We start from the raw sequence: 17,090 nt of genomic DNA, 5'->3' as shown, positions 1-17,090 counted from the left end.
CGGCCCGATCCCGCTGGCGCCCGGGACCGTGGGAAACCCGCGGCGGACCCGCCGGGTGCGGGCCCTCACCCCGCCTTCGCCCCGGCGACCGCCTTCGCGTACAACTTCCTGACGTCCGCGCCGAAGTAGGAGCTGTAGGACGTGTCGGCCGTGTCACCGCCGGTCTTCCAGCCGCCGATCACCCCGATCACGTCACCGGTCCCGCGCTTGGCGTCCAGGCGGAGCAGGAACGGTCCGCCGCTGGTCCCGCCGGGATAGCCGGTGCAGCGGATGCGCAGGAACGATCCGGGGATCCGCGCGTCGGAGCTGGTGAACTTCGTCGTCCGGTTCACGCACAGGCGCGGTCGGGCGGCGGAGGCCGGGTACCCGATCAGCGACACCCGGCCCTGGGCGTAGGCGGCGCCGGTGACGAGGCGGTTGCCGCCGACCACGTCCTGCACCCGGCGGCCGCGGGAGTCCGGCCCCACCTGGGCGAAGGCCACGTCGAGGGTGGCGGCGCGGTTCGGCCCCCGGGAGCGGTAGCGCGGGTCGATCCAGATCTTGGGGCGCTTGCCCGCGTCCCGCAGGACGGGGAACAGGCCGTACGGCCGGGGCTTGGCGCGCGTGTACCGGGGTACGAAGGCCACCTGCCGGGAGTTCGGGCCGAGCAGGCAGTGCGCGGCGCTGAGCACCAGGTTGCGGCCGGGCGAGGCGACGACGCTGGCGGTGCAGAAGTACGCCCCGCCCGCCTTCATGACGAACATCCGGCCGACGACGGGAAGCCCGCCGAAGTCCTGCCCGACGCCCGGACCGGCCGCGGCGCGCAGTTCCGGTACGGCGGGGTTCAGGGGCGAGTTCGGCACCACGGGCGACGGCGGTTCGGACGGGGCGGGCGGTTCTGATGGTGCGGACGGGGGCGTCGTCCCCGGTACCGGGGCGGGCGGGGACGGGGTCCCGGACTCCGCGGGAGGCGCCGCCGGACCGGGGGCCGACCCGCCGGGTACCGGCGGCTCGGCGGCGACCGGCGGGCCGCCTCCGTCCACGACGGGCGGAGCCACCGGCTCTGGCTGCGGCGCCGGGCTCGCCGGCGGCTCCGCGAGGCCGGTGCCGGGAGCCGGGTCCGGCAGCGGTACCGCCGAGGCCATCCGCTCGGCGGTCCAGAAGGCCGACGCCTCGCGGGCGGACCAGAGACCGGCGGACGCCGTACCGGGGCTTCCGGCCTCGGCGGCGGGCAGCGGCCCGGCGGAGACCAACAGCGCGGCGGCCGCGGCGGCCAGGATCAACGTACGTCGCATGCGCAGCTCCAGGGGGAAGGGGATCTCGGGCGAAGAGGGCGGGCGCCGACCGGGCCGGCGGGACGGGCGAGTCGGGGCGAACGGGTGGTTGAGGGGGGAGGGGGAGGCTGAAGGGGGCGGGGGAGCGGGTGGGCGTCCGCCGGGCCGCGTCGTCCCGCCGCCCGCCGCCCGGGGTGGCCCGCGGTGTCCGCCGGTTCCCGCGGAGCGCCGGGACGGCGGGGTACCGGGCCAGCCCGGGCTGCCCCGGCCGGCGGGACGGGCGTGCGCGCCCGGGGTCCGGGTCCCCCGGGGGGCGTGCGCGTCGGGAGTGCGGGTCCCGGGGGCGGTGGGACGGCACGTCTAGACGGCCTGGGGGAAGCGGAAGAGGCGGTCGGGGTCGTACGCGCGCCGGACGGCCTCCAGCCGGGGGAGGTTCGGCCCGTAGTAGGCCTCGCGCCAGCCGGGGAGCTTCGGATCGGCGTAGTTCTGGTACGCGCGGCCGCTCGCCCAGGGGCGCAGCCGCTCCCAGATCCCGTCCAGCCAGGCCTGGTGGCGGGCGGCCTCGGCGGCCGGAGCGGACTCCGGCCAGTAGACGAGGTACTGGGCGAGGAAGGCGGCGCCGCGGTGCACGAAGGCGGTGTCGGCGGGGCCGACCCGGTTCACGGCGCCCCCGCACACCCCGTCGAACTGCACGACTCCCGTGCCGCCCCGGGGGACTTCGGAGGGGTGGCGCCGGACGGCGTCGAGAACCGCGTCGACGGCCCCGTCCGTCAGCCCGGCGCCCGCCCAGAAGTCGGAGCGGGCCGCGTACGAGTCCCGGCCGAGCCGGCCCCGCGGGTCCCTCCCGGGCAGCGTGCCCGGGAGGCGGCACTGCGCGGGCGTTCGGTCCAGGCAGCCCGACATGGCCCGTACGGTGTCGCCGTAGCCGCGGACGACGACCGAGCTGTCCCGCACGGGGCGGCCGACCACGTCGGACAGCCGGGTCAGCTGCCGCTCCAGCTCCCCGCGTCCGTCGAGGCACACCACCCGTACGGCCGGGGCAGCCGCGGGCCCCGGGCCGACCGTGAACTCCACCTGGCTCCAGAACGGGTCCGGCAGCCCGTCGAGCCAGCGCTGCCAGCCGAGCAGGAGTGCGGCCGAGTCCGCGTCGGCCCAGTGGAGTTCGGCGAAGGCGCAGTCGCCGACCGGGTGCGCGGCGAAGCGGAACTCGGTGACCACCCCGAAGTTCCCGCCCCCTCCGCCCCGCAGGGCCCAGTACAGCCCGGCGTCCCGGTCGGCGCCGACCTCGCGCACGGTGCCGTCGGGCGTGACCACCCGGGCTCCGGTCAGCCGGTCGGACGTGGTGCCGTGGGCCCGGGAGGCCAGGCCCAGACCGCCGCCGAGCGTCAGCCCGGCGATGCCGACCGAGGGGCACAGTCCGGTGGGGATGCCGAGCCCCCGTGCGGCGAGGACGGCGTTCACGTCCCCGAGCCGTGCGCCCGCGCCGACGCGTACGCCGTCCCCCTCGACAAAGACCCCGGCCATGGCCCCGGTGTCGATCACCAGCCCGGCGGCGCGGGTGGACCAGCCGGCGTAGCTGTGGCCGCCGCCGCGCGGGACCACGGGCACGGCGGAGCGGCGGGCGAAGTCCAGGCAGGCGGCCACGTCGCCGGCGTGCGCCGGGTACGCGACCGCGGCGGGTGCGACGACGTCGTAGCGGGGCTGGAAGAGCTGTCGCGCCTCGGGGTAGTCCCGGTCGCCCGGCACCACCACCCGCCCGTCCAGCCCGCGGGCCAGCGCGCCGTAGTCCGGCCCCCGGGCCGCCGCCCCGACGGACGCGAGGACGGCCGCGGCGGCGGTTCCCAGGACCCGGCGGCGATGGAGGCTCATGTCCCCTTCCTGCCACCGCGCGGACCGATCGGCGCGAAGGCGGGCCCACGCCGCCCCGGCTGCCCCCCGAACGGCGCACAGTCGATACGGTTCGGCTCGTCATGCAGCCGGAGCGGAGCGGATTGGGGCCGCGGCGGCGCCGGGGCACCCGCAGCGCGGGACCAGGCCGCAGTCCGGGACACGTGGCGGCGGGCACGCCCCGCCTTCGTACCGCCGCCGGTGCGCTCACTCGGGCGGTGGCGGGCGATGACGCGCAGGGGAGCGATCCGTCGGCGGTCTCTTCGCGTTGCGCATCCGCGCCGAGGCGAAGAACCCGTTGACCTCCGGCACCGACCACGCATCGACCCGCAGCAGCACCGGCTGCCCCGTCTGCGTACCAGGAATTCGTCCGCCGAAAGTCCGAAGCGAACGGCTTCCCACCCGCTTTCCAGCATCTGCACGCCCGCGCAGTAGACGCCCAAGCAACCGCCCAGGCCCTGCGGGAGGACAACGACCGACTTCGCGACCGCGTCGCCGTCTATGCCCAGGTCATCCACGAACTGCGCACCGAGCTGGATCGGCGCGCACCGACAACAACACCCGGCGCAGCCCCCTCCGGAGCCTCCCCACCAGCATCACCTGACGCGCGCGGCAGTCGCGGCCTGCCTGAGGACCGGAAGCGAAATGACGTCTCTGACGCCCGTAGGTGACGGCATGCCAGCTTGTGTTGACGCGGGCCCGGGCCTATGGAGGCTGGACTCCGGACCAGGCATCGACTTCGCACTGTCTGTCGGCATTGTTCCCTGCGGTCACGACTGTGCCGTTGGCACGCAAGCCGAGGGTGTGCGTTGAACCGGCCGCCACGGCGACAATGTCACGCCAACCGCCGACTTCGCACTGTCCGTGGTCGTTGCCTCCCGCTGTGAGGACCCGTCCGGACGCTGTGAGCCCGATGGTGTGGTAGCTGCCCGCGTCGAGCGCCACCACGTCTTCCCACTCATCGACCGCGCACGCCCCGGTTACCCGGTCTCCGGTTGCTACTGCCCGTCCGTCGGCCATGAGGCCGACGGTATGGAGATACCCGGCCGAAATGGCGGCCAGGTCACGCCACCCTTCAACGTCACACTGTCCTCGACGGTTGTTTCCCGCAGCCAGTGCCGAACCGTCCGACCGGACGCCGACCGAGTGCCAGTCACCACACGAAACGACGGCCATCTCGCGCCAGGACTGCACGTCACACTGTCCTTCCGAACTCCGGCCAACTGCCAGCACGCGGCCATTCGCGAGTAGCCCGAGCGTGCGGCGCCAGCCTGCAGCCACGGCCGTGACGCCGTGCCATCCGGCGACATCACATTGCCCATCGCCATTCCACCCCGTTGCCAGCACCGTGCCGTCCGACCGGAGTCCCACCGTATGAGACCTGCCCGTGTTCGTTGCGGCATGGACGTTGCCGGCCGCCACCGCGACGACGTCTTCCCATCGCTCGACACGACATTCACCGGCTGCGGTATTGCCCACCGCGAGAACGGCTCCATCCCGGCGCCGTCCGACCGAATGACGCCTTCCGGCCGCCAGCGCCGACGAGTTGGCGAGCATCTTGCGCCTCCTTGCGCTTGGCGCGAGTCCGCGACAGGGGATCCCATCTTACTTTTGCCCGGAAGCCTGGTGGACGTTGTCGCGGATCTCCCATCGGCCGAGCCGTCCACCCGCGCGGGGTGATGATCCGCGGTGGCGGCTACCGGGGCAGGACCGGGACCACCGTGCGCGAGGCGCCGCGGCCGCCGTCCCGCCGCCTTTAAGCCGTGACTTCAAGGGTGGGCCGCGGGTGGCCGACCGGCCCAGGATGTGAAGCCGCAACCGTTCATCCCATCCTGGAGATCGCATGAGGACTCATCTCGCCGCCGCCGTCGGTTCCGTCGTGCTGACCGCGGGCACCTTGCTGGGCGCTCCCGCGGCCGGCGCGCAGACCTCGACCGCCTACCCGACCAGCGACTTCACCATCAATTTCGGTGCCACGTGGACCAGGGGAACCGTCACTTGGTACAACCGGTCGGTCCGAGTGGTCGGGCAGCACAGGTCCGCCGTGGGAGACAGCCCGGTCACGTGCCGGACCACGTGGGCCTACGCCCTCCAAGGGAACCGTGCCGTGATCGGCATGGGCGGTGGCTACCCGATCGCCTGCGGCACCATCACGCCCTACGACTTCGCCGTTCCCGCGGACAAGCCCGGCGGTGCCGCATACGTCAGGGTCTGCCTCGATGACGGGAACCTCAAGGATCTCGCGTGCCAGCTCATCCCCAGGCCGCGCCAGCTCGCGAGCTGAGGCCAGCCGCGAGCGCCCGGTCCCCGCCACGTGACACCCTTGCCTCGTGGGTGCCGGCCCGGCTCGGCCGGCACCGGGGTCGGGCGAGCATGTGAACCGCGGGCACCTCGCCCCCGGCCGACAGGCCGGAGCGGGTCACGGTGCCAGAGAACCCCGCCCTGACCCATCCGACGGCGGCCCGGACACCGCTCTCAGGGTCGGTCCGTTGAACGAGCGGAGGGCGGGTGTGCGCGCGGTGCGGCCCGTGGGCTGCCGGGCGCGGGGGAGGGCTCCAGTACGGCGTTCACTTCCACGTCGACGGTGGTGACGACGAGACCGAGGACGTGTTCGGCTGTGTGCAGTACGGCTTGGCGCACCGCTTCGGCGCGTTCCCGCAGGGGCTTGTCGAGCTTGGCCGCGACCGTGACGGCGATGGCATGGACGGCCCGGTTTCCGTTCGCGGGGGTCAGGCGGCAGCTGGCGGTGCGCGCCCCGGGGACGGTGTCGGCGGCTCTGCGCAGAATGTGCGAGGCGGTGCTGTCGAGGCCACGGGGGTCGTGATCGGGGCCGGTCCGCTGTAGCAGGGTGTCCAGCCGTACCTCGGCGCGGACCGCGTCGATGACGCGGTCGGCGAGGTTGCGGCTGTCGGGTCGTCCTCGGGCGCGCAGCGCGCGCGTGGCCCGGTCCAGGGCTGTCAGATCGAGGATGGCTTCACGGCAGCTCGGGCAGCGGCTGGTGTGGGGATCCGTCGTGTCGGCGGAGGCGCGGGCCTGCTCCCAGGCGCGGCCGAGGGTTCGTCCGCACGGCAGGAACTCCGCGCCGGCGAGGACGGCGGATCGACCGCGCAGGGGGGCCGCGCCGGTGGTGGCGTACACCCCGTCGGACTGGTCTTCGCAGTCCGGTCGCGGGACTTCTAGCGCCATGGGCGCATCGCCTCCATCAGGGTACGTCGTGCGCGAGCGAGCCTGCCGCGTACCGTCTGCTCGGTGCTGCCCACCACGTGGGCGATTTCGTCGTAGTGCAGGCCGTGCAGCTCCCGCAGGACCCAGCAGGCCCGAAGGTCGGGTCGCAGTTCCCGTAGTGCTCGCACCAGGGCTTCTGTGGCCGCGTCCGCCTCTGCCACGCGGGGTGGCGAGCTGCACGCGTCCGCGGCAGCCGGTTCCACAACGGTGTCGAGCGGGAGCGGATGGGGCGTACCGCGCAAGGTGTTGAGGCAGCGGTTCGTCACGATGCGGTACATCCATGTGCCGAACGAGGCGCCGTGCCGGAAACCCGGCAGCTGCCTCCAGGCGCTGAGGAAAGCTTCCTGCACCGCGTCCTCGGCATCGGCACGGTTGCCGAGCAGATGCTGGGCGAGGGCGAGCAGGCGGCTGCTGTGGCGGCGGACCAGGACGGCGAAGGCCTCTTCGTCGCCTTCGCAAGCCCAGACCGCCAACGCGCTGTCTTCCAGGTCACCGGAAACTTCCTGGCTGGCGACAGCGCCGACCGCTGGTTCTGAGTCCGGCCGCGGCGGCGGGCCTGCGACGGGACGGGGAGGAGGGGGAGAGCTGGTCCGGTTGCGCATCCGCCACTCGCTTCCTGCCGCAGTCCCGCGGCACGCGTGGGCCCTCCTCGATCGTACGACTTCCAGGGACGTGAGGAATGTCCGCGCCGTGTGTCCAAGTGACGAGGGCGCCGTACCGGCGCGCCCGGATCGACATCATGGGGAGGTCCTCATGTCGGACATCGTCAACCCCGCCGCGGGCGGGAAGGCGCCGAGCTCTGCGCACACCGCTTCCAGGGGGAAGGCCCTCACGGGTGAGGCCGGGGCCGGGGCCCCGCCCGAGACCCGCGGCAGGACGACCATCGCCAACAGCGTGGTCGAGAAGATCGTGGGAATGGCGGCCCGCGAGGTACCGGGCATCCACAGTCTCGGCTCCGGCATGTCCCGCACGCTCGGGGCGGTCACGGACAAGGTTCCCGGCGGCCGGCCCAGTGTTTCCCGCGGCGTGAAGGTCGAGGTGGGCGAGCGGCAGGCCGCCGTCGACCTCGACCTGGTCGTCGAGTACGGCGTCGCCATCGTGGACATCGCCGCCGACGTCCGCACCAGCGTCATCACCGCGGTGGAACGCATGACCGGCCTCGAGGTCGTCGAAGTGAACGTCACCGTCGATGACGTCCACCTGCCCGACGAAGAGGACGACGAGGAAACCGGGGGCCGCGTGCAGTGACCCCCGGACCGGAACCTACCGGGCACCAAACCGATGGACGACGTGAAATACAGGTGAGTGAGATGAGCGCAGCAACCGTGGGCCTGCTCGCCGGCATGGCCCTGGGCTTCGCCGCATTCTTCGGCGGGTTCTGGGCGTTCCTGCTCGTGGCGTTCCTGGGCCTGGTTGGCCTCCTTGCCGGCCGCATGCTCCAGGGTGACCTCGACTTGTCCGACTTCACCCGGTCCCGGGACCGGAAGTGACCACGCCATCCGAGGGCGCACCGCCCACGGCATCGGCCCCCGACCAGGCATCGGCCCCCGACCGGTCATCGGCCCCCGACCGGGCAGCGGTCTTGCCGCCGGCGGAGCGTGGCGCCACGGTCATCCCGGACAAGGTGGTGGCCCGCATCGCGGCGCGCGCCGCCAAGGAGGCGCTGGCCGAGCACGCGGACACCGCGGCCGGGCGCATGAAGCTGGCTGCTCCGCAGGCCTCGGCAACCGTGGGCAGCGGTTCGGCACGGCTGGGGCTGACGGTGGACCTGCCGTACCCGACCGACCTCGCCGCCACCTCCCGCCAGGTGCAGGACTACGTCAGCGAGCGAGTGGCCCACCTGACCGGGATGCGCGTCACCGAGGTCACCCTCGCCATAGACCGCCTCGTCTCTGCCGACGGCCCGGGACACCGGCGCGTTCAGTGAACCGGACCGCATTCCCCCGGGAAGGAGAGCCGGCATGGAACGCGACCAGAACCCCACGGTGAAGACGGAGCGGCCCACCACAGCCGACGAGGTCACCTCCGGCCGGGCGGAGACGGCGAAACAGACCCCGCCACAAGGCCCGCGCACCCCCCGCCCGTGGTCCGCGCGCCGCATACCCGCCGCGCTCACGGCACTGCTCATCGGCGCTGCAGCGGGGACCCTCCTCGTCGAGGTCGTCAGGGTCCGTGCCGGCCAGGATGCCGCGGCCTGGCGTACGCGGGTGGCCGACGAGCTGGCCACCCGCCCGCTCGACGACACCTGGATACAAGCGGGTGCCGCCGTCGCGGCCGCGCTCGGTCTGTGGCTCGTCATCCTGGGGCTCACCCCCGGCTTGCGTCACAAACTGCCCCTGAAGACTCCCGACGCGCAGATACACGCCGTGCTCGACCGGGGCGCAGCGGAGCTCATGCTGCGCGACGCCGCCATGCGCGTCCCCGGCGTGAGTGCCGCCAAAGTCCGGATCCACCGGAACCGCGTCGCAGCGCGCGCGGAGGTCCGTTTCCGCACCCCGGCCGACGTCAAGGCCGACCTCGTGGTCGCTCTTCGGGCGGAACTCGACCGGCTCGCCCTGGCACGTCCTCCTCACCTCGCCGTCCGGGTACGCCCGAACCGCAAGTAGCAGGTTTCGCGCGTGCCCGTTGACGAGTCGAGAGACAGGAACGAAAGTCATGCAAAGGAAATCCGCGACCAACCGGGTCCTGCTGACCCTGACGGGACTCGTCCTGTTCGGCACCGGCCTGCTGGTTCTGGCAGGCGGCGCTGACCTGTACCGGAGCTGGCGCATGACACCGCCGGCCGGCTGGCCCCTCACCGCTCCCCGGGACGTCCTGCTCACCACCGCGGACCGCACGCGCTGGGTGGACGAGGGATGGTGGTGGCCCGCGGTCATCGCGATTCTGGCTGTCATCGTCCTGCTCGCCCTGTGGTGGCTGCTGGCCCAACTGCGCCGCACCCACCCCGGCACCCTGCCCGTCGGAGGAGAGTCCATCGTGGACGGAGCCGAGCTGCGCGAGGGCGCACTCGGCGACGCTCTGGCATCCGACACCCAAAACCTCCCGGGCGTCTACGGGGCACGTGCGCGGATGACCGGTTCGTCCCGCCACCCCGAAGCTCACCTCGACCTCACCCTCGCCCCCGAAGCCGAGCCCGGCCCTGTCCTGCTGGCGCTGTCCGACGGACCGCTGAAACGAGCCCGCCAGTCCACCGGCCTGCCCCTCCATGCCAGGGCGCGCCTCCGGGTGTCCCCGCACAAGGCCCACCGCGCCGAGTAGCGTTCCGGCCGAAGCACCGGTGCTCACACCGCGCGTGAACACGACCGGGGGATTGCAGAGGATCACCCGTCAGCGGCTGGTTCGCCCGTTCCCGCTCGCTGCGGTCGGCCTTCCACGATCCGCCGCATCGACCCCGATGCCGGACGGGTCACCGGCCAGCCCACGGACCGAATCAACACGCAGCACGGTCTGAGTCGAAGTCCCCTGGGCCAAGCTGTCCTTGGAGACACACTCCGGGCTTTCCACGGTGGCGGGCAGGGCTCATGATGGCGGCATGGCTGCCAGCGAAGACGTGCTCTGGGACGCGGACGACAAGAGCCTGCAGATGGTTACGCGGCTCCGGCGCATCGGGGTGACGGCAGGCTTCCTCGGCTTCCTCGGCCTGGTGCTGTGGACAGACTCGGACGCCACATGGGTCCTCTACGCAGGTGCCTTCTACCTACTCGGGGAGATCGCGTACTGGGCGTGGGACCGACGGCGTCTGGTCGACGCGTGCATCGTCCCGGGCGAAGCCGACGGCCCTGCCAGACTTCGCCTCCGCCGCGTCGGCGGACAGATCACCGAACACGACCCCCACCGCGTAGTCCGCGTCGTCCTCATCCATGACAACGTGCACGACGTGGCAAGACTCCGCCTGAGCGTGCACGGCAGGCAGCTCCTCTTCGGACGCCCGGCCCGCCCCCCGGGCCTCACGACATGGCGCCGTGCATGCCCGAAGGCCAAAGTCAGCGACAGAGCCGCCCGATGGGGCATGCCAGGAATCCCCGACTAGCCGTGCGATTCCCCGCCATCGCCCGCGGTGACCGCGACGTCGCTGGTCTGGTACCGCATCCAGTCGGCCGAACCGGCCGCACGCGTCCGCGAGGGCGCCGCCCCCTCGTCGTCGACTCGATCCACGAACTCCACCCGGCCATCACGGCCGCGGCCCCCCGCGGGCATCACCGGGCGGCGACGCTTCCGTTCGGCACGGTCACCCAGCTGCCGTCGTCCACGGCGTGAACCGTCACGCTGTGGTTGACCGTGTCGCCGGCTCCGTCGAACGCGACGCTGCCCGTGACACCGTCGAAGGCGGTACGGGACACGGCCTGGGGGAGTTTCGCCCGGGCATCAGGGGGAAGGGTGCCGCCGTTGGCCGTCACGAGGGCTTTCACCGCCTCGATGAGCGTCCAGGTCGCGTCATATGCGTAGGGGCCGTACCAGCCGGGCTCCTCCGGGTAGCCCGCCTTGCCGTACCGGGCCAGGAACGCGCGCCCCGCTGATGATTCCTCGGCGGGCGCCCCGATGTTGGTCGCGAGGTCCCCGTCGGCCTGCGGGTTGGCCGTGAGGTACTGCTGGTCGAAAATGCCGTCGCCGCCCATGAGGGGCACCTTCACACCCGCTTGCTTGAGCTGTAGGGAGATCGGCGCCGCGGTGTCGTAGTAGCCGCCGAAGTAGACGGCTTCGGCACCCGAGGACCGCACCCTGTCGGCGAGGCCAGCGAAGGCGCGTTCTGCGGGATCGACCTGCTCGGTCCCCACGACGGTGCCGCCCAGCTTCGTGAACTCGGCCGTGAGACCGGAGGCGAGGGCGGTGCCGTGGGCGCTCGCGTCATCGACGACGTAGAGCTTGGTCTTCTTTGCCTTTTCGCGCAGGTATCGGGCTGCGGACGGCCCCTGGTGGACGTCGGTGGCAACGGTGCGGAAGTAGGTGGAGTGCGGACGGGACGTGGTGCCCGCGGCCCAGTCGGGGCCGAGCGTCAGCGCGGGATCGGTGTTGCCCGGTGACACCGTCACGAGGTTCGCCCGCTGGAGCGGTGGCACGAGGGTCTTGGCGACTCCGGAGTTGAGGGGCCCGACGACCCCCAGCACCTTCTCGTCGGACACGAACCGCGCGGCGTTGGGAGCGCCCTGGGCCGGGTCGGCCCCGTCGTCCAGGGTTTTGATCTCGAAGTTCACACCGGGTACGTACCGGGATGCGTTGGCCGTCTTGGCCGCGAGGTCGGCGGAGTTCTTGATGCCGACGCCCATCGCGGACAGCCCGCCGCTCAGTGGTGCGTCCACCCCGATCACCACCGTGACGGAGGAGGCTCCCGAGCCGCCGGCCGCCTGGCGGCCGCGAGGCGCGTCTTCGTCACCGGCGAGGGTCCAGCTCAGGGCGGATCCCGTGGCGAGCGTTGCCAGCACCGCGCCCAGGACCAGGGTGCGCCGGGTGAGGGCGGGCCGCCGGCCGTGCGCCGCCTCGGCTGCCGTCCCGGTTTCGCACGGGTCCTCGGCCGGAGGCAGGGGTACGGGCGGCCCGGTCGGGCCCTCCGGAGTGGTGTCCCGTCGGGTGCCGAGGTCCGCGCGGGGGTCCACGGCGGTGGGCGTTTGTGGTGACGGCGTCGTCGACGGACCGAACTCCAACGTGGGCGCGGCGGAAACATGCTCCGTCGCGTCCGGTGCCGGGACGGGTGCCGTCCTCGGATCGGACGTGGGGGTCGTGGCCGGCCCGTGCCTGTCCGGTCCGGGCGGGCAGGACCGCAGCACTGACGCCAGCATCTCGGCCGCTTCCGCGGCGCTCACGCGCTGAGCCGGGTCCTTGGTGAGGAGCGCGTCCAGCACGGGCGCCAGCGGGCCGGCATGCAGCGGCGGACGGTGGGGGCGGGTGAACACGGCCACGGCCAGGACGTGGAGTCCCTCGCCGTCGAACGGCGGGTGCCCCTCAACGGCGTGGTACAGGGTGGCGCCGAGCGCCCAGAGGTCGTTGGCAGGAGTCGGGCGCTTGCCCTCCAGTTGCTCCGGCGGCATGTAGTGGGGCGTGCCGATGACGGTCCCGCTGTGGCTCAGCTTGGTCGTCGCGTCCGCGAGGTGGGCTATGCCGAAGTCGGTCAGGACGACGCGGTCCTTGGTCAGCAGAACGTTGTCCGGCTTGACGTCGCGGTGGACGATCCGTGCCCCGTGTGCCTCGACCAACGCGTCGAGCACGGCGGCGCCGATCTCGGCCACCCGTCGTACCGGCAGTCGGCCCTGGCTGCGAATGGCGGCGGCCAGGGACTGGCCGCGGATCAACTCCATGACGATGACGGGGGCACCGTGATGGTCCACGACATCGTGGACGGTGATGATCCCCGGGTGGCTGAGAGTGACCGCTGCGCGGGCCTCGCTGGTGAACCGCCGGAGCAGCGCTGCACGGTCGCCGTCGTCCATGCCCGGGGGGAAGAGGATCTCCTTGACGGCGACCTCGCGTCCGAAGAGGTGCTGGTCGAGCCCGCGCCAGACCCGGCCCATACCCCCCTGGCCGATGCGTTCGACCAGCTGGTACCGGCCGGCGATGAGTTCCGGATTTTGCTCGGTCACGGGCACACTCTAATCCTGTCGAGCCGGCCGGGTGTGAGGAAGGGTGGCTCAATCACGCCTCAGTCACGAGGTCCGGCCGTGGCTGCCCGGCCACAGCGCCCGTACCGTACCCGTACCCGGCGGGGTCGGTTAGGCGTCGAGATCCCCGCGGCGTCTCGCCCGGCAGTACGGCCGGCACCCCGGCCGCGCGGCGGCATCCCGCGACGCACATTGCCGCCCCCGTCTTCGAATCCCGCTGCGGCCCCACCCCGATGTCGGCCCCGGACCGGACCGCGCGCCGCCGCCCGGTCACCGGCGAGCCGAGAAGGCCGCACACCGCGGCCTCGCCGAGACGGCCCGGGAGCCCCTGCAGCGCACCGTCCGCCAGACCGCCGTCCTCGCCCACGGCGACTTCCTCGACCGGCTCCGCGACGGGGGCACGCGCGTCCGTGAACGCCGCGACGATGACGGCGCGCTCGTGGGGTACGCGGTCGCGCTGCCGGGGGACCGTGCCGATGGCGGCACTCGACCCGTCTGCATCACCGGCTCGACGTTCGCCTACGACCCGTCGCTGCCCCGGATCCGCGAACGCTTCATCCCACTCGTCACCCCGGCCGGCGCCCGCTGACCGGGCATCGGCTGGAGAGCCTGCCGGAATTGGCTGACAGGTGCATGACGGATGGGTGGGGCGCGGGGCTACCTTCTTAGGGCTCCGGAGGGGCGGCTGCCCGAACGTGCACGCCACACGCGGGCGGTGGCGGCGTCTCCAGTGCCCCGGTTTCCGCCGAGGGGCCGGGTCCCCCCACGCGTGAAGGAAGACGACCATGTCTCTGGGCACCTGGCTGAAAGTCGGTACCTCCGCCGCCGCGATGGTTCTCGCCGCGGCGACCGCCGCGACCGCGGCACCCGCGCCCCTACCGGACGCCGCCGCAGCGGTAGTGACCCTCCGATACGACGACAGCCGGGCCGGCGGCTGGGAGGCGGCCATCACGGCCGGGGTCGCTTCCTGGAACGCGAACGTCACCAACGTTCGGCTGGTGGAGGCCGCGCCCGGGGTCCGGGCCGAGATCGTCATCGTGGCCACCACCGGCTGGCCGCAGGCCACCCTCGGCCCGGTCCGTCCCGGGCGACAGGTGCGAGTCGAACTCGGCGCACAGGCGGTGAGCCAGGGGTACGACAAGACACGCATCGCTGCGCACGAGCTGGGCCACAGCCTGGGCCTCCCGGACACCAAGCCGGGGCCGTGCTCCCAGCTGATGTCCGGGTCCAGCGCCGGGACGGCCTGCACCAACGCCGTGCCCAACGCGACCGAGCGGTCCCGCGTGCAGAACGCGTACGCGAACGGACTCGCGGCAACCGTGCCGACCGACGGCCGGGTACTCATCGACGCTCCCTGACCGCCGGGCGGACCGGCGCGGGGCCCTGGCCGGGACGGGGCCCCGGCCGGGGCGGGGCGCGATCCCTCGGCTGTGTGACACGGCAGTGAGGGACAGCGAAGGCCTGTGCCGTGACGCAGGCCGGCGTCCCCCGAACCCCTCAACCAGGCCTGCACGGCCGCCGACGGTGCCCCCGGCGTACGACGGATCGTCCGGCGTGTCTGCGCTGCGCTGCGCGGAGGTCGGGTGGCGGTGTCAGCGGCCGTGTCGGCCGCGTTGCCGGGGTTGGGTGACGGGCAGGAGTGCGATACCAGTCCGAGGGGCGCGGGAAGTGCAGGAGGAGATGCATGCGGCTCCCGTGCCCCGACGGGGCCCGGGTGCTGTCGCGGTCAGTCCCGACATCCACAGTTCCCCCCGTGACCAGCGCTTCCCCGCACGCCTATGCCGGGGGCGCCCCGCGGGCCAGCAGGAAGCCCTGGGGGGACGGTTCGCCGTCGACGGGTTCCCGGATCAGACGGGCGGTCTCGGCCAGACCCGCCCCGGCCAGCAGGGAGGCGATCAGGTCCGGCGGGGTCCGGTACACGTCGAGCTCGACCGGGTGGCCGTACGCGTGGTCCAGCCGGACCCGCTCGTCGCCCACCTCGAACGCGACCAGCACCTGGCCGCCCGGAGCCAGCACCCGGGCGAACTCCGCGAAGAGCGGGGGTAGTTCCGAGGGGGGCGTGTGCACCGTCGAGTACCAGGCCAGTACCCCGCCGAGGACGCCGTCCGCCACGTCGAGGGCGGCCATCGAGCCCACCTCGAACCGCAGCCCCGGATAGCTCCGGCGCGCCACGGCGACCATCGCGGGGGAGAGGTCGACGCCGAAGGCCCGTATGCCGAGCTCGTCCAGATGCGCCGTCATCCGCCCGGGACCGCACCCCAGGTCGGCGACCGCACGGCCGCCGTCTCCCCGCAGGGACTCGGCGAACGCGGCCAGCACGGCCCGGTCCAGCGGCCTGCGGGCGAGACCGGCGCCGACCAGGCGCGCGTAGTCCACGGCGACGGCGTCGTACGACGCCCGGACGGAGTTCAGGTACGAGGTCGCTGTCATGCCCCTGGAGACTATCCCGTCCCGTACGGATCGCGCCGGGCCCGCGTACCGGAAGGGGACGGGCCGGTCCGGGCTATCCGCGCCGTTCAGCGCGGTGCCGACGGACCGGCCGACAGCGGATTGGGCAGCTCCGCCCACTGGTCGCCCGGTACGCCCGGGCTCAGCCGCATCAGGGTGAGCGCCTTGGTGGGCAGCGGGTCCCTCAGCAGGGCGCCCGTGTCGGCGGTGGCGGGCAGGTCGGCCGCCTCCGCGAAGGCCTCGGCGAAGGCCCCGGCCGAGCCGGCCGTGGCGCCGAGCGCCCCCGTCAGCAGGGACCCGAACAGCTTGCGCCGCAGTAGGGCGACGTCGTCGGTGACCAGCCGCCCCGACAGCGGCGGCACCGCAAGGCCGTGCCGCCGCAGCCGGGCCGGGCTGATCCGGATGTCGGCGAGGTCCCGGTAGACCAGCCGGACCGGGGCGCCGCCGGGGGACAGGACGACGAGGAGGTTCTGTCCGTGGGCCTCCAGGGCCACCCCGAGGTCCAGGACGCGCAGGCACACCGACAGCGCGAGCCGGGCGAACTCCGCCCGCCAGGCGGCCGACCGGGCCGGGGGGAACGCCCCCAGGGCCGCGACCGGAAGCACCCGTTCACCGGCGGAGGCGTCCGCGTACGCCTCCGGGGGCTCGCGGAGCACGGCCGCCAGGTCCGGGCTGTGCGCGGTCGCCGCGCCCAGGGTGCGGGTGATGTGCAGCCGCCCGTCGAGGCGTTCGGAGAGGCTCTGTGCGAAGGCGGAGACGGCCGAGGCGGTCTCGATGGAGTAGCCGGAGATGTCGCGCACCGAGGAGGTCAGCCGGGTGCTCAGCGCCGTCTTGACGTGCGGGCCGCCCGCCGCGGGCGCCAGGGTGCGCAGGGCCATCAGCGGGTGCGCCGCGAACCCGGTTCCCACCCGCTCCTTGCCCAGGACGTGCGCCGCCTGCCACGGGTGCACCGGGACCAGGATCCGCCCCGCGTCGCGCAGCCGGTCCGGCCAGTCCCCGGTCACCAGGCACTCCTCTTCCCGTACGGCGATCAGCCCCAGCTCCACCACCGGCCGGTGCTCCGGCGCGTACGCCAGCTCCTCGGCCACCGAGAACCCGGGCCGGGAGCGGCAGTTCGGGTGGTACGGGTGCCCGTCGACCACCCGCTGCTCCCACTCCCGGGTGGTCGGCTCGCCCGTGTCGGGGCGGGCGGGCGGCTGTCCGGCACGGGAGAGTGCGAGGGAGGCCGTACTGCCGTCCAGCTCGGCGGCGAACCCCTCCCCGTGCGGCACCTCCAGAGCGCCGACGAGCCGGGCGGCCTGCCGGTAGGGCCTCCCGTCGAGCAGCAGCTCGTCCACGTGGGACCCGGTCGCGTAGGCGTCCGGCGCCGGTCCCTCCAGCCGGGAGCCCCCGGTGAGCAGAACGGTCAGCGAGCCCGGCCCCGGCTCCCGGGCCGCCACCCAGGGCAGCGGCTCGAAGGCCAGCGCGCGCCACAGCCGGGTCAGCACGGCCGACCGGGCTCCGCCGAGGGCGGCGGCGTACGCGGGGCCGAGCGCCGGGCGGACGGCGTCCAGCCCGAGGGCGACGGCCTCTTCGGCCGGAGAGGCGGGTACGTGCACGAGGCGGCTCCGGGGGTCGGAATGGTGCTTTGCAGGATGATCACGTCATGATCGCGGATACTGAAGATCACAGCCGCCGGTACGCCCCG

The 17,090-nt window shown here is 73.4% G+C and carries 18 protein-coding genes; 9 read left to right on the top strand and 9 right to left on the bottom strand.

Features of this window, described 5'->3' with window-relative positions; genetic code table 11:
- Positions 1–65: 65 nt before the first annotated feature.
- From ACFWW8_RS10015 to ACFWW8_RS10005, 3 genes are all read right to left on the bottom strand, one after another.
- The gene (locus ACFWW8_RS10015; protein WP_386526109.1) at positions 66–1,274 is read right to left on the bottom strand and encodes a trypsin-like peptidase domain-containing protein; all 1,209 of its coding nucleotides are present in this window, start codon (positions 1,272–1,274) and stop codon (positions 66–68) included.
- 339 nt (positions 1,275–1,613) lie between these two features.
- Positions 1,614–3,122 (bottom strand): FAD-binding oxidoreductase, encoded by a 1,509-nt coding sequence (locus tag ACFWW8_RS10010; protein ID WP_386526108.1) that lies wholly within the window; start codon positions 3,120–3,122, stop codon positions 1,614–1,616.
- Between the two features lie 723 nt (positions 3,123–3,845).
- Positions 3,846–4,697 carry an RCC1 domain-containing protein gene (locus ACFWW8_RS10005; RefSeq protein WP_386526105.1) on the bottom strand — a complete coding sequence of 284 codons (852 nt, stop codon included), beginning with the start codon at positions 4,695–4,697 and terminating at the stop codon, positions 3,846–3,848.
- Between the two features lie 286 nt (positions 4,698–4,983).
- Between ACFWW8_RS10005 and ACFWW8_RS10000 the strand changes: the two genes are divergently transcribed.
- Positions 4,984–5,424: a hypothetical protein gene (locus ACFWW8_RS10000; RefSeq protein ID WP_386526102.1), complete on the top strand. Its 441-nt coding sequence runs from the start codon at positions 4,984–4,986 to the stop codon at positions 5,422–5,424.
- Between the two features lie 191 nt (positions 5,425–5,615).
- Here the strand turns inward: ACFWW8_RS10000 and ACFWW8_RS09995 are convergent, their stop codons facing one another.
- A complete protein-coding gene (locus ACFWW8_RS09995) occupies positions 5,616–6,326 on the bottom strand; it encodes a hypothetical protein (RefSeq protein WP_386526100.1) in 711 nt (236 codons plus the stop codon).
- Complete coding sequence (locus ACFWW8_RS09990; protein WP_386526097.1) at positions 6,317–6,967, bottom strand: RNA polymerase sigma factor; 651 nt, start codon at positions 6,965–6,967, stop codon at positions 6,317–6,319. The genes ACFWW8_RS09995 and ACFWW8_RS09990 overlap by 10 nt, the downstream gene beginning before the upstream one ends.
- Before the next feature lie 151 nt (positions 6,968–7,118).
- Here ACFWW8_RS09990 and ACFWW8_RS09985 point away from each other — a divergent pair, with 151 nt between their 5' ends.
- The 6 genes from ACFWW8_RS09985 (at position 7,119) to ACFWW8_RS09960 (ending at position 10,395) form a co-directional block, all read left to right on the top strand.
- Positions 7,119–7,613, top strand: a complete 495-nt coding sequence (locus tag ACFWW8_RS09985) for an Asp23/Gls24 family envelope stress response protein (protein ID WP_386526095.1) — start codon at positions 7,119–7,121, stop codon at positions 7,611–7,613.
- A 62-nt stretch (positions 7,614–7,675) separates the two neighbouring features.
- Positions 7,676–7,855, top strand: a complete 180-nt coding sequence (locus ACFWW8_RS09980) for a hypothetical protein (RefSeq protein WP_386526093.1) — start codon at positions 7,676–7,678, stop codon at positions 7,853–7,855.
- The gene (locus ACFWW8_RS09975) at positions 7,852–8,292 is read left to right on the top strand and encodes an Asp23/Gls24 family envelope stress response protein (protein ID WP_386526091.1); all 441 of its coding nucleotides are present in this window, start codon (positions 7,852–7,854) and stop codon (positions 8,290–8,292) included. Before ACFWW8_RS09980 ends, ACFWW8_RS09975 begins: the two co-directional genes overlap by 4 nt.
- A gap of 34 nt (positions 8,293–8,326) precedes the next feature.
- Positions 8,327–8,971 carry a DUF6286 domain-containing protein gene (locus ACFWW8_RS09970; protein ID WP_386526090.1) on the top strand — a complete coding sequence of 215 codons (645 nt, stop codon included), beginning with the start codon at positions 8,327–8,329 and terminating at the stop codon, positions 8,969–8,971.
- A gap of 49 nt (positions 8,972–9,020) precedes the next feature.
- Positions 9,021–9,623: an alkaline shock response membrane anchor protein AmaP gene (locus ACFWW8_RS09965; protein ID WP_386526087.1), complete on the top strand. Its 603-nt coding sequence runs from the start codon at positions 9,021–9,023 to the stop codon at positions 9,621–9,623.
- Between the two features lie 274 nt (positions 9,624–9,897).
- The gene (locus tag ACFWW8_RS09960) at positions 9,898–10,395 is read left to right on the top strand and encodes a hypothetical protein (RefSeq protein WP_386526085.1); all 498 of its coding nucleotides are present in this window, start codon (positions 9,898–9,900) and stop codon (positions 10,393–10,395) included.
- On the opposite strand, the gene ACFWW8_RS09955 is transcribed toward ACFWW8_RS09960, so the two are convergent.
- Both ACFWW8_RS09955 and ACFWW8_RS09950 read right to left on the bottom strand, forming a co-directional pair.
- A complete protein-coding gene (locus ACFWW8_RS09955) occupies positions 10,392–10,520 on the bottom strand; it encodes a hypothetical protein (RefSeq protein WP_386526083.1) in 129 nt (42 codons plus the stop codon). The genes ACFWW8_RS09960 and ACFWW8_RS09955 overlap by 4 nt on opposite strands.
- Before the next feature lie 41 nt (positions 10,521–10,561).
- Positions 10,562–12,937 carry an ABC transporter substrate-binding protein gene (locus ACFWW8_RS09950; RefSeq protein WP_386526081.1) on the bottom strand — a complete coding sequence of 792 codons (2,376 nt, stop codon included), beginning with the start codon at positions 12,935–12,937 and terminating at the stop codon, positions 10,562–10,564.
- 457 nt (positions 12,938–13,394) lie between these two features.
- Between ACFWW8_RS09950 and ACFWW8_RS09945 the strand changes: the two genes are divergently transcribed.
- Positions 13,395–13,544, top strand: a complete 150-nt coding sequence (locus ACFWW8_RS09945) for a hypothetical protein (protein WP_386526078.1) — start codon at positions 13,395–13,397, stop codon at positions 13,542–13,544.
- A gap of 196 nt (positions 13,545–13,740) precedes the next feature.
- On the top strand, positions 13,741–14,313 hold the full coding sequence (locus ACFWW8_RS09940; RefSeq protein WP_386526075.1) for a snapalysin family zinc-dependent metalloprotease: 573 nt from the start codon (positions 13,741–13,743) through the stop codon (positions 14,311–14,313).
- A gap of 418 nt (positions 14,314–14,731) precedes the next feature.
- Here ACFWW8_RS09940 and ACFWW8_RS09935 read toward each other — a convergent pair whose 3' ends face one another.
- Both ACFWW8_RS09935 and ACFWW8_RS09930 read right to left on the bottom strand, forming a co-directional pair.
- The gene (locus ACFWW8_RS09935) at positions 14,732–15,385 is read right to left on the bottom strand and encodes a class I SAM-dependent DNA methyltransferase (protein WP_386526072.1); all 654 of its coding nucleotides are present in this window, start codon (positions 15,383–15,385) and stop codon (positions 14,732–14,734) included.
- Positions 15,386–15,471: 86 nt separating this feature from the next.
- On the bottom strand, positions 15,472–17,001 hold the full coding sequence (locus ACFWW8_RS09930) for an IucA/IucC family protein (protein ID WP_386526070.1): 1,530 nt from the start codon (positions 16,999–17,001) through the stop codon (positions 15,472–15,474).
- Positions 17,002–17,090 lie beyond the last annotated feature (89 nt).

Origin of the sequence: Streptomyces sp. NPDC058701, assembly GCF_042715295.1 — a bacterium.
Taxonomy (GTDB): domain Bacteria; phylum Actinomycetota; class Actinomycetes; order Streptomycetales; family Streptomycetaceae; genus Streptomyces.
The sequence above is the reverse complement of the archived record's forward strand: the minus strand, read 5'-3'. Positions and strand labels throughout refer to the sequence as shown.